Below are 10,484 nucleotides of genomic sequence, written 5' to 3' on the forward strand. Positions count from 1 at the left end.
TTCACCGTTGCCGCCGCTACCGTATTCGCGGGTGAACCCGCTCCTACACATGATCGGTGGTGGACACACATCGGTGGTTGGGCGCAGGCCGCTGTAGGTTTACCCGCGAAGGCGCGCAAAGCGCCCCCGACGTTTACGAAGCAACGGCCTCAGCTGGCGAAACGATACTGGTCTTCGCCCCCCGCGATCGCCCTGAGCTCAGGTACGCCGCAATCGACTCCTGCGTCACCTCGCCCAAGAACACCTGCTCGGCATCCAGCACCGGCAACCATGCCCGGTTGAACTCGTACATGCGCGACAACAGGATGCGCAAATGCTCATCGTGCGCCGCCGTGGCATTGAACGGTCGCAGGAAATCGCCACACGTCCCTTGCTGGCGGTGCATGTCGCGTCGGCGCACATAGCCCAGCGCCTTGTTCTGTGCATCGGTCACCACCACGTAGCGGCGGTCATGCTCGTCGAGCAGCTCCAGCGCATCGCTCACAGGCGTTTGCGGGCTCACCGATGGCGCGTTGTCTGCGGCATCCTCGGCACGCACCAGCAGCAGGCGTTTGAGCGTGCTGTCCTGGCCCACGAAGTTGCTGACGAAATCATCCGCCGGATGGGCTAGCAAGGTGTCCGGATGGTCCAGTTGCAACAGCTTGCCGGCACGGAAGATGGCAATCTTGTCGCCCAGTTTGATCGCTTCGTCGATGTCGTGGCTGACCATGATCACCGTCTTGTTCAGCGCCCGCTGCATTTCGAAGAACTCGTTCTGGATCATCTCGCGGTTGATCGGGTCGACCGCGCCGAACGGTTCGTCCATCAACAGCACGGGTGCATCTGCTGCCAGGGCACGAATCACGCCGATACGCTGTTGCTGGCCGCCGGACAGCTCGCGCGGGTAGCGTTGCAGGTACTGCTTGGGTTCGAGCTTGATCATGTGCATCAGCTCGCGAGCACGCTCGTGGCATTTCTGCTTGTCCCAGCCAAGCAGGCGTGGGACCACGGTGATGTTCTCTTCGATGGTCATGTTGGGGAACAAACCGATCTGCTGGATCACATAGCCGATGTGCCGGCGCAGGGTGACTTCGTCCAGCCCGGTGGTGTCTTCGCCATCGATGAACACCTGGCCCGAGGTGGGCGTGATCAGGCGGTTGATCATTTTCAGCGTGGTGCTCTTGCCGCAGCCCGACGGGCCGAGGAACACGCAGATTTCCCCTTCGTTGACAGTGAGGCTTACCGAGTCGACGGCTTTGACGTCCTTGCCGTTGACGTTGAAGGTTTTGCTGAGGTTCTTCAGTTCGATCATGAGCGCAGTCCTTCTGGAGTCAGGGCACGTTGCAGGGTTTGCAGCAGCAGGTCGGCGATGATTGCCAGCAGGCTCACCAGCAAGGCGCCGATCAGCAGCATCGACATGTCGCTGCGGCTGATGGAGGTGAGGATGAGCACACCCAGGCCGCCGGCGCCGATGGTGGCAGCAATGGTCATGACACCGATGTTCATGACCACGGCGGTGCGTACACCGGCGAGGATGACCGGTACGGCGATGGGCAGTTCGACCATGCGCAGGCGCTGGCCGAAGGTCATGCCTATACCGCGTGCGGCTTCACGGATGCCGGGCTCGACATTGGTCAGGGCCAGGTAGGTGTTGCGCAGGATCGGCAGCAGCGAGTACAGGAACACCGCAGTGATCGCTGGCAACGGCCCCAGGCCCTGGCCGAACTTGGAGTAGAACGGCAACAGCAGGCCGAACAGGGCAATCGAGGGGATGGTCAGCAGCACTGTGGCGCTGGCCTGCAGCGGGCCTGCGAGGGCCGGAAAACGAGTCATCAGGATGCCCAGCGGCACCCCGACCAGAATCGCCAGGCCCACGGCAACGCCGACCAGCATGATGTGCTGCCAGGTCAGGTGCAGCACCTGGGCCCAGTCCAGGTGGCTGAAGGTATCGATCAGGTTCATGGCTGGCCCTCGCTGTTCAGTGGGTGTTTGCGCAGGAAGTCCGCGGCCACGGCAGTGGGGTTCTGGTGCTCGACATCGACCTTGGCGTTGAGCTGGCGCATGGTTTGGTCATCCAGTTGCTCGGCCAGCGGCTTGAGCAGGCCAGCCAGCTGCGGGTTGGCGTCGAGCGTGGCTTTGCGTATCACCGGCGCGGCGGTGTAGTCGGGGAAGTAGTGTTTGTCGTCTTCCAGCAGCTTGAGGTCGAAAGCGTCCAGGCGGCCGTCGGTGGTATACACCAGGCCGGCGAACACCTGATTGTTGCGCATGGCGGTGTACACCAGCCCGGCGTCCATCTGGCGGATGTTGCGCCGGCCCAGCGGCAGGCCATACATTTCGCGCAGGCCTACCAGGCCGTCGGGGCGGTTGGCGAACTCGGTGTCCAGGGCCACCAGGTGATTACGCTTGCTCTCGTCGCGCAGCACCTGGTTGAGGTCGCTGATCGAGTTGATCTGCGGGTAGGCCTCGGCGACCTGCTTCGGCAAGCCGAGGGCATAGGTGTTGCTGAATTTCGACGGGGTCAGCCAGATCAGGTCTTTTTTGGCATCCAGCTCCTTGACCTTGGCGTAGGTTGCCTCGGCGCTGGGCATACGCTCTTCGATGTGGTTGTACGACACCAGCGACACACCGGTGTATTCCCACATCAGGTCGAGCTGGCCGGTTTCCTGGGCCTGGCGTGCGAGGTTGCTGCCAAGCCCGCCGATGACACGCACATCGAAGCCGTTGGCGCGCAGGTATTGCGCGGTGATTTCGGCGAGCACGGTCTGTTCGGTGAACACCCGCGCGCCGATGCGGATCAGCGGTTTTTCAGCTGCCTGGGCAAATCCTGCGAACAGCAAGGCCGCGCCCAGTAGCAAGGCGATTCTCTTCTTCATACGTTTCCTATCCTTATTGGACCAGGCCGCGTTCCAGCCAGCGCTTGCTGGAGAAACTCACCGCCGCATCCAGCACCAGTGCCAGCAGCGCGGTGCAGGCGGCACCCAGCAGCAGTTGTGGCTGGTTGTTCAGGGCGATGCCGGGGAAGATCAGGCTACCCAGGCTGTTGGCGCCGATCAGGAACGCCAGCGGTGCGGTACCCACATTCAGTGCCAGGGCCACGCGTACGCCGCCGACGATGATCGGCACGGCGTTGGGCAGCTCCACCTGCCAGAGTTGCTGGCGCGGGGTCATGCCAATGCCGGTGGCGGCTTCCTTGAGCGAAGCAGGGACGTTTTTCAGGCCTTCGTAGGTGTTGCGCACAATCGGCAGGAGGGAGGCGAGGAATAGCGCGAAGATCGCAGGCCCGGCTCCGATGCCCAGGATACTGAGGGCGATGGCCAGAACGGCCAGAGGGGGGATGGTGTTGCCAACGTTGAAGAACTGCATGAAGCGCTCGGCTTTGTCGACCCGGTGCGGTCGACTTAACGCAATGCCGGCGGGGATGCCCACGGCCAGCGCCGCCGCCATCGAAGCCAGCACCAATACCAGGTGCGCTTGCAGGTAGAACCCAAGATCGTCGCGATAACGCGCGATCGTGTCGATGCCGATCCAGTGGACCAGCAGGGCCAGGATGACGAGCACGGCGGCCCATCCCAACAGCCCCGAACCGTAGCGTTTTGCCACAGGTGGACTCCTTGTGTAGTCGGCGAGCACACTTCTTGGTTGCCGGTCAATTCTGGCGGCGGGTGGTGTGTTCGCGAGTAGCAGCGTGATGCAAGCCGAGGGCTGCGATCAGGCCATGAGCCGAACCCCGTCGGGCCCGAAAATGCTGATGAAACCAGTCCCCAACCGAAGCGGTTTGCAGGGGAGTGGACGTCTCCATGGGTGTCAAGGTTCCCATCTGAGGCAGCATTTGGCCAGCGTTAATCACTGGGGGGCAGGATTTTTGGCGAGAAAAAACAGCGACTTAATGTGCTGCAGGCGTTGAAATAACTGCGCTTTGGTCATTTGTCGTGATAAAGCGATTGCCTGTTGGATTTCTTTTGTCTGTGCCGGCCTCTTCGCGGGTAAACCCGCTCCTACACAGACTGCACCGCATTCGAATCCTGTGTCGTACCTGTGGGAGCGGGTTTACCCGCGAAGAGGCCGGCACAGGCGCCATTCATTCGGCAGATTTTGGTCCAGGCCCAACTTCAGGTATGATACTGCCCCTTTCAAATCCCCCAGTCAGGCGATTTCCCATGACCAACCAGGCCGCCGAAGTCGCGAAGCGCCGCACTTTCGCAATCATTTCCCACCCCGACGCCGGTAAGACCACCATCACCGAGAAGCTGCTGCTGATGGGCAAGGCCATTGCCGTCGCCGGTACCGTGAAGTCGCGCAAGTCCGACCGCCACGCCACCTCCGACTGGATGGAAATGGAGAAGCAGCGCGGCATCTCCATCACCACCTCGGTGATGCAGTTCCCGTATCGCGAGCACATGATCAACCTGCTCGACACCCCGGGCCACGAAGACTTCTCCGAAGACACCTACCGCACCCTGACCGCGGTGGACTCGGCGCTGATGGTGCTCGATGGCGGTAAAGGTGTAGAGCCGCGTACCATCGCCCTGATGGACGTGTGCCGGCTGCGCGACACGCCAATCGTCAGCTTCATCAACAAACTCGACCGTGATATCCGCGACCCGATCGAACTGCTCGACGAGATCGAAGCCGTTCTGAAGATCAAGGCCGCGCCAATCACCTGGCCAATCGGTTGCTACCGTGACTTCAAGGGTGTGTACCACCTCACTGGCGACTACATCATCGTCTACACCCCGGGCCACGGCCACGAGCGCACCGAAGCCAAGATCATCCAGAAACTGGACTCGGACGAAGCCCGCGCACACCTGGGCGACCAGTACGACGCGTTCGTCGAGCAACTGGAGCTGGTGCAGGGCGCCTGCCACGAGTTCAACCAGGAAGAGTTCATCAACGGTCAGCTGACCCCGGTGTTCTTCGGTACTGCGCTGGGCAACTTCGGTGTCGACCACGTGCTCGACGCCGTGGTCGACTGGGCGCCGCGTCCGCTTGGCCGTGTGGCCAACGAGCGTACCGTGGAGCCTGTGGAAGAGAAGTTCACCGGTTTCGTGTTCAAGATCCAGGCGAACATGGACCCGAAACACCGCGACCGTATCGCCTTCATGCGCATCTGCTCGGGCAAGTACGAGAAAGGCATGAAAATGCGCCATGTGCGCTTGAACAAAGACCTGCGTATCGGCGATGCGCTGACGTTCTTCTCCTCCGAGCGTGAGCAGCTGGAAGAGGCCTTTGCCGGTGACATCATCGGCCTGCACAACCACGGCACCATCCAGATCGGCGACACCTTCACCGAAGGTGAGGCGCTGGGCTTCACCGGTATTCCGCACTTCGCGCCGGAGCTGTTCCGCCGCGTACGCCTGAAAGACCCGCTGAAATCCAAGCAACTGCGTCAAGGCCTGCAGCAGCTGGCCGAAGAAGGTGCTACTCAGGTGTTCTTCCCTGAGCGCAGCAACGACATCATCCTGGGTGCGGTCGGCGTGCTGCAGTTCGACGTGGTCGCCAGCCGTCTGAAGGAAGAGTACAAGGTCGAGTGCGCCTACGAGCCTATCACCGTCTGGTCCGCGCGCTGGATCAGCTGCGATGACAAGAAGAAGCTCGAGGAATTCCAGACCAAGGCCATGGAAAACCTGGCCATCGACGGCGGCGGTCACCTGACCTACCTGGCGCCAACCCGGGTCAACCTGGCGCTGATGGAAGAGCGCTGGCCGGACATCAAGTTCCGCGCTACCCGCGAGCACCATTAAGGCCTGAAATCGGGGCCGCTAGGCGGCCCCATTTCAATTTCCGGCTTTGATACTGGTCCAGATTCGCGTACGAATACGGTCGATCTTCGCCGGCATCGCCTCCAGCGCATACAGCTTGCCCATCACCTCGTCGCTCGGGTAAATCATCGTATTACCCTTCATCGCCGGGTCCACCAGCCCGTCTGCCTTGAGGTTGCCGTTCGCGTATTGCACATGGTTGCTGATGTTGGCCATCACTTCCGGCTGCAGCAGGTAGTTCATGTAGGCATATCCGGCCTTTTCATCCGGCGCATCGACGGGCATGGCGACCATGTCGAACCACATCGGCGCACCCTCCTTGGGTATCGAATAGCCCACCTTCACGCCATTGTTCGCCTCATCGGCGCGGTTCTTCGCCTGAAGCACATCCCCTGAGAACCCCACCACTACGCAGATATCGCCGTTGGCCAGGTCGCCCGTGTACTTGGACGAGTGGAAATAGCTGATGTACGGCCGCACCTTCATCAGCAGTTCCTTGGCCTTCTCGTAGTCCTTGGGGTCTTGGCTGTGATGGGGCAAGCCCAGGTAGTGCAGGGCGATCGGCAGCAGTTCGGGGCCATTGTCCAGCACCGCGACCCCACAGCTTTTCAGCTTGCTCATGTACTCGGGCTTGAAGATCAGGTCCCAGGAGTCCACCGGCGCGTTGTCGCCGAGCACTGCCTTGACCTTGTCGATGTTGTAGCCAATGCCGGTACTGCCCCAAAGGTACGGGAAACCGTACTGGTTGCCCGGGTCGTTCACCTCCAGCGCCTTGAGCAGCATCGGGTTGAGGTTGTGCCAGTTGGGTAACTGTGACTTGTCCAGGCGCTTCAGAGCCTTGCCCTGAATCTGCCGGGCCATGAAGTGGTTGGAGGGGAACACCACGTCGTAGCCGGAATTGCCGGTCATCAGCTTGCCATCGAGGGTTTCATTGCTGTCGTACACGTCATAAGTCGGCACGATGCCGCTGGCTTGCTGGAAGTGCTTCAACGTATCGGGGGCCACGTAGCTGGACCAGTTGTAGATCTTCACCGTTTCAGTGGCGCTGGCTACGCTGGCGGCCAGCATCAGGGGGGCGAGGAGGAAGGTGCGCATGTCGGGTTTACCTTGCTTTGTCTGTTGTTATCGAAGGCAGGCGATCAGCGGATCAGAAAACAAGCACGTAGGTCTTGCGCACGGTCTCCTGGATGTCCCAGGTGCCGGTGCTGTTGGCCGGTAGCATCAATGCGTCTCCGGCTTCTATGACCAGAGGCTCGCCACCGTCGGGGGTGAACGTGCAGCGGCCCTTGATGAAATGGCAGAACTCCTGTTGCACGATCTGCCGCCGCCAGCGCCCTGGGGTGCATTCCCAGATGCCGGTTTCAACGCCATCGCTGCGCTCCACGCAGGTGACTGACGTGACTGCCACGGGTTCGCCGAGCGGTACCGCGACCGGGTTGGAGCTGTCGAGCACGGCAAATTCGGTGTTCTTGAACTGGGTGATGCTCATGACCGGTGGATCCTGTACGAGTGTTAAGGGAAGTCAGTGCATGAAGCCTTCCATGAAGTCCGCAAGCGATATGGCCAGGCGCCGCCTCCACGGCGCGCTGGCGGGGTTGGCGAGGGTCCGGTCCTCGTGGACGAAGCTCTGGATGATCGCGTTGTAGCCCAGCCAGCGGCAGGGCTCGGGGGGCCAGCTGGCCAGGCTGGATAGCGGGCGGTTGTCGAGCACCCAGGGTTGTGCTGTCAGTTCGTTGTGCTGGTTGAGGATCAGCGCCGCCAGGGTGCGTCCGCCCAGGTTGGTAGCCCCGACGCCTTCGCCGCCGTAGCCGCCGGCAAGGGCGATGCCGCGCTGGCGGTCGCAGAGCATGTGTGGGCGGAAGCGTCGCGCCATGCCGAGGTTGCCGCCCCAGGTATGAGTGATGCGTACCTGTTTGAGCTGCGGGAACAGTTCGCCGAACAGGTAGCGGCGCAGTTCGACTTCGTGTTCGTCGAGGTTGAAGTTTTCGCGCAGACGCCCACCGAAGCGGTAGCCACCGCGGGCACCGAAGACCAGGCGGTTGTCGGCGGTGCGCTGGCCGTAGGTGACCTGGCGGCTGCTTTCACTGAAGGCTTGGCCCTGGCTCAGGCCAATCTGCTCCCAGGTAGCCTCCGGCAGCGGCTCGGTGGCCACCAGCAGGCTCTGTACCGGCAACTGATGTTTGCCCAGTGGCGGCAGGCTGGCGGCGTAACCCTCCACGGCAGGCACCATCCACTGGCAGCGAATCTGTGCCAGCGGGGTACGCACCTCGCTCGGCTGCCAGTCGATGGCCGGGGTGTTTTCGTAGATCGATACGCCCAGCGCCTCTACTGCCCGGGCAAGGCCGCGCACCAGCTTGGCTGGCTGGATGGTCGCCGTGTGCGGGCTGTAAATGGCTCCAAACGCATTGCTGACCCGCAGTTGGCTCCCCAACTGCTCGGGGCTCAGCCAGCGGTAGTCGTCCTCGGTCATGCCTTGGCGATACAAGTCGTCGAGGTAGGCGCGCAGGCTACGTTCCTGCTCGGGGTAGCGCGCCGCGCAATACAGCACGCCGCCTTTGCGGTAGTCACAGTCGATGCCTTCGCTTTGCAACACGCGATGCACTTCATCAGGGATGCCGTGCAGCAGGTCGATGCTGGCGCGGCGCTGTTGCGGCGAGAGGGTGCCGAGCAGGCGGTCTTCGCCTAGCAGGTTGCCCATCAGCCAGCCCCCATTACGGCCGGAAGCGCCGAAGCCGGCGATTTGGGCTTCGATCACCGCAATGTTCAGCTGGGGTGCCTGGCGCTTGAGGTAGTACGCGGTCCAAAGGCCGGTATAGCCGGCACCGATGATGCACACGTCAACGTCGAGGTCATTGCGCAGTGCCGGGCGCGCGCACAGCGGCTCGTCGAGCTGGTCCATCCACAGGCTGAGCGTGCGCAGGGGTTGCATCGGGTTCGGCTCCACATCCGTCAAGGTCTGTGGGCGATCGTAGTGGTGTCAGCGGGCAGCTGTCTTACGTGCGTGCACGCAGGGAAATTTGCTTCAGGTAGGCCTTGGGCGTTAGCCCGGTGTGCTCACGGAAGCACTTGTAGAACGCCGACAGCGAGTTGAAGCCGGCACTGAAGGCCAGCTCGTCGATCGTCGCCTCGACGCTATCATCGCCGAGGCTGGCCATCAGGTGCTGCAGGCGTGCCTGGTTGACGTAGCGGTAGAAGCTCTGCCCCAGCACCTGGTTGAGCAGGTAGGAAATCTGGTTGCGGCTGTAGCCGCTGGCGTCGGCGACCTGTTGCAGGTCGAGCTCCGGGTCGAGGTAGGGGCGTTGACGCTGGAAGTAGTGCTCCAGGTCCTGGGCCATGGTCGACAACTGCCGGGGCGACAGGCCCAGGCGGCTGGTGGCGGGGCGCGGGCCGCTGTTGGCGTGGCCTGTGCCGTTCTGGCGGACCAGCGTGGCGTATTCGTTGACCCGCCAGATCAGCCCGTCCCTGACGGTGATCGCCTCGCTGGACTGGAACGCAACCAGGCCGTCACCGCCCTGCACCGTGACCTGATACTGGATGAATGCGGTGCAGCCATCGACGCGGATGCGGTCGCTGTGGACGATGTCCTCGCCCGCTTCATGGGGCAGGCAGGCGCGTACGTAGTCGCGCAGTTCCTGATGGCCGAGCACGCGGTTCTGAAAGAAGTCGTGGTACTGGATATCGGGGTGGTAGAGCGCCATGACACCGTCGAGGTCGCGATGCTTCCAGCAGAGGTGGTAGCGCAGCACGATTTCGGCGGTAAGCGGGGTTTGCTCGGGGCCGTCGGGGAGGGTGGTGGCGATCATGGGTGGATAGTGCATTGCAGAACACCCAGGTGCAAGGGCGTGGATCCTGCATATTGCACGGTTTGCTCAGGCGGCTTGGAGGGTAAGTCTCTGATTTTTATGAATGTAGTTTTTTGATACAACTGGCATGGCGGCTGCACCTTTCTTGTCACCATCGAACAAGGAGAAAGGCCATGCGCTCGATACTGCTTTGGATGATTGGGGTGCCGATTCCGGTGATCATTCTGATCTGGTTCTTTATGCATTGAGATTTTTGGGGGCCGCTCTTTGCGGCCCTTTTGCTACAACTCTTCGCTACAAAAGGCATGTGCAAGGTAGGCAGGCGCGAACATAGTCGAATCCCCAGATTTTGTAGGTTTGGAGAAAACCGCACCCACAGGTAACGTCGCAGAATGCCCTGGGCAAAGCCCTCAGTTATCTGGCCAGCAACTGGTACTAGGTGAGGGTTTCCACCGCTTTGTTGTTCACCACCCGCTTGATGTCGGTCAGGCGACCCAGCGGGTTGTCGTAGTGCAGGTGCACGCGGGTACAGTCGGTGATTCATTGCAGCGGCACTTCGCTGTTGGTGTCCGGTACTTCACCGAAGTAGAAAAAGAGAAAGAACAGGCTGTCGCGGTTTTGGGGGTGTAGTGGCTGCCCTCCGAGCTGACTGCACTTATACAATACTCTTAAGCACAACCTAGGGAAACTCCGAACAAGTTGCTCATCAGTCGGAAATGGGCGGCTTAGGGATGCCGAAAAGCCCGCTTTTCAGTCGCTGATTATTGGATAACCAAGGCAAAGCCTTGGTTATCTGGACTCACGGGCGCACCTCTCCCGCAGCAGGCAATAATTGCCGGCGCACCATCCACAGATTCGACAGGGCAAACAGCGTGGTCAGTTGCGCCGTGTTCTTGGCCAAGCCGCGAAAACGAGTCTTTACATAGCCGAACTGGCGTTTGAT

9 protein-coding genes and 2 pseudogenes are annotated in these 10,484 nt (G+C 61.4%); 1 reads left to right on the plus strand and 10 read right to left on the minus strand.

Annotated elements, in window-relative coordinates:
* Window positions 1–133 precede the first annotated feature (133 nt).
* The 4 genes from ACF8RA_RS25475 to ACF8RA_RS25490 are packed head-to-tail and all read right to left on the minus strand — an operon-like array spanning window position 134 to window position 3,579.
* Entirely contained in the window at window positions 134–1,291 is a 1,158-nt protein-coding gene (locus ACF8RA_RS25475; RefSeq protein ID WP_339444670.1) for an ABC transporter ATP-binding protein, read from the minus strand.
* Window positions 1,288–1,941: an ABC transporter permease gene (locus ACF8RA_RS25480; protein WP_028697400.1), complete on the minus strand. Its 654-nt coding sequence runs from the start codon at window positions 1,939–1,941 to the stop codon at window positions 1,288–1,290. The genes ACF8RA_RS25475 and ACF8RA_RS25480 overlap by 4 nt, the downstream gene beginning before the upstream one ends.
* Window positions 1,938–2,852 carry a glycine betaine ABC transporter substrate-binding protein gene (locus ACF8RA_RS25485; RefSeq protein WP_392461905.1) on the minus strand — a complete coding sequence of 305 codons (915 nt, stop codon included), beginning with the start codon at window positions 2,850–2,852 and terminating at the stop codon, window positions 1,938–1,940. Before ACF8RA_RS25485 ends, ACF8RA_RS25480 begins: the two co-directional genes overlap by 4 nt.
* A gap of 13 nt (window positions 2,853–2,865) precedes the next feature.
* Window positions 2,866–3,579: an ABC transporter permease gene (locus tag ACF8RA_RS25490; protein ID WP_176685717.1), complete on the minus strand. Its 714-nt coding sequence runs from the start codon at window positions 3,577–3,579 to the stop codon at window positions 2,866–2,868.
* 557 nt (window positions 3,580–4,136) lie between these two features.
* Between ACF8RA_RS25490 and ACF8RA_RS25495 the strand changes: the two genes are divergently transcribed.
* On the plus strand, window positions 4,137–5,720 hold the full coding sequence (locus ACF8RA_RS25495) for a peptide chain release factor 3 (RefSeq protein WP_021781794.1): 1,584 nt from the start codon (window positions 4,137–4,139) through the stop codon (window positions 5,718–5,720).
* Window positions 5,721–5,753: 33 nt separating this feature from the next.
* Here the strand turns inward: ACF8RA_RS25495 and ACF8RA_RS25500 are convergent, their stop codons facing one another.
* From ACF8RA_RS25500 to ACF8RA_RS25525, 6 genes and pseudogenes are all read right to left on the minus strand, one after another.
* The gene (locus tag ACF8RA_RS25500) at window positions 5,754–6,833 is read right to left on the minus strand and encodes a polyamine ABC transporter substrate-binding protein (protein WP_176683806.1); all 1,080 of its coding nucleotides are present in this window, start codon (window positions 6,831–6,833) and stop codon (window positions 5,754–5,756) included.
* A gap of 52 nt (window positions 6,834–6,885) precedes the next feature.
* Complete coding sequence (locus tag ACF8RA_RS25505; RefSeq protein WP_014589771.1) at window positions 6,886–7,227, minus strand: cupin domain-containing protein; 342 nt, start codon at window positions 7,225–7,227, stop codon at window positions 6,886–6,888.
* 33 nt (window positions 7,228–7,260) lie between these two features.
* Window positions 7,261–8,667, minus strand: coding sequence for an FAD-binding oxidoreductase (locus tag ACF8RA_RS25510; RefSeq protein ID WP_209967899.1), 1,407 nt, complete (start codon window positions 8,665–8,667; stop codon window positions 7,261–7,263).
* A 64-nt stretch (window positions 8,668–8,731) separates the two neighbouring features.
* Window positions 8,732–9,556 (minus strand): nuclear transport factor 2 family protein, encoded by an 825-nt coding sequence (locus tag ACF8RA_RS25515; RefSeq protein ID WP_021781797.1) that lies wholly within the window; start codon window positions 9,554–9,556, stop codon window positions 8,732–8,734.
* Between the two features lie 423 nt (window positions 9,557–9,979).
* Window positions 9,980–10,191, minus strand: a pseudogene (locus ACF8RA_RS25520) (hypothetical protein); the annotation flags it as partial.
* A 149-nt stretch (window positions 10,192–10,340) separates the two neighbouring features.
* Window positions 10,341–10,484 (minus strand): annotated as a pseudogene (locus tag ACF8RA_RS25525) (IS5/IS1182 family transposase); the annotation flags it as partial.

Source organism: Pseudomonas sp. FYR_5 (genome assembly GCF_043106315.1).
Taxonomy (GTDB): Bacteria; Pseudomonadota; Gammaproteobacteria; order Pseudomonadales; family Pseudomonadaceae; genus Aquipseudomonas; species Aquipseudomonas putida_Y.

Coding starts and splice junctions, on each gene's coding strand:
- ACF8RA_RS25475 (WP_339444670.1), bottom strand. CDS start 1,291: ATGATCGAACTGAAGAACCTCAGCAAAACCTTCAACGTCAACGGCAAG.
- ACF8RA_RS25480 (WP_028697400.1), bottom strand. CDS start 1,941: ATGAACCTGATCGATACCTTCAGCCACCTGGACTGGGCCCAGGTGCTG.
- ACF8RA_RS25485 (WP_392461905.1), bottom strand. CDS start 2,852: ATGAAGAAGAGAATCGCCTTGCTACTGGGCGCGGCCTTGCTGTTCGCA.
- ACF8RA_RS25495 (WP_021781794.1), top strand. CDS start 4,137: ATGACCAACCAGGCCGCCGAAGTCGCGAAGCGCCGCACTTTCGCAATC.
- ACF8RA_RS25500 (WP_176683806.1), bottom strand. CDS start 6,833: ATGCGCACCTTCCTCCTCGCCCCCCTGATGCTGGCCGCCAGCGTAGCC.
- ACF8RA_RS25505 (WP_014589771.1), bottom strand. CDS start 7,227: ATGAGCATCACCCAGTTCAAGAACACCGAATTTGCCGTGCTCGACAGC.
- ACF8RA_RS25510 (WP_209967899.1), bottom strand. CDS start 8,667: ATGCAACCCCTGCGCACGCTCAGCCTGTGGATGGACCAGCTCGACGAG.
- ACF8RA_RS25515 (WP_021781797.1), bottom strand. CDS start 9,556: ATGCACTATCCACCCATGATCGCCACCACCCTCCCCGACGGCCCCGAG.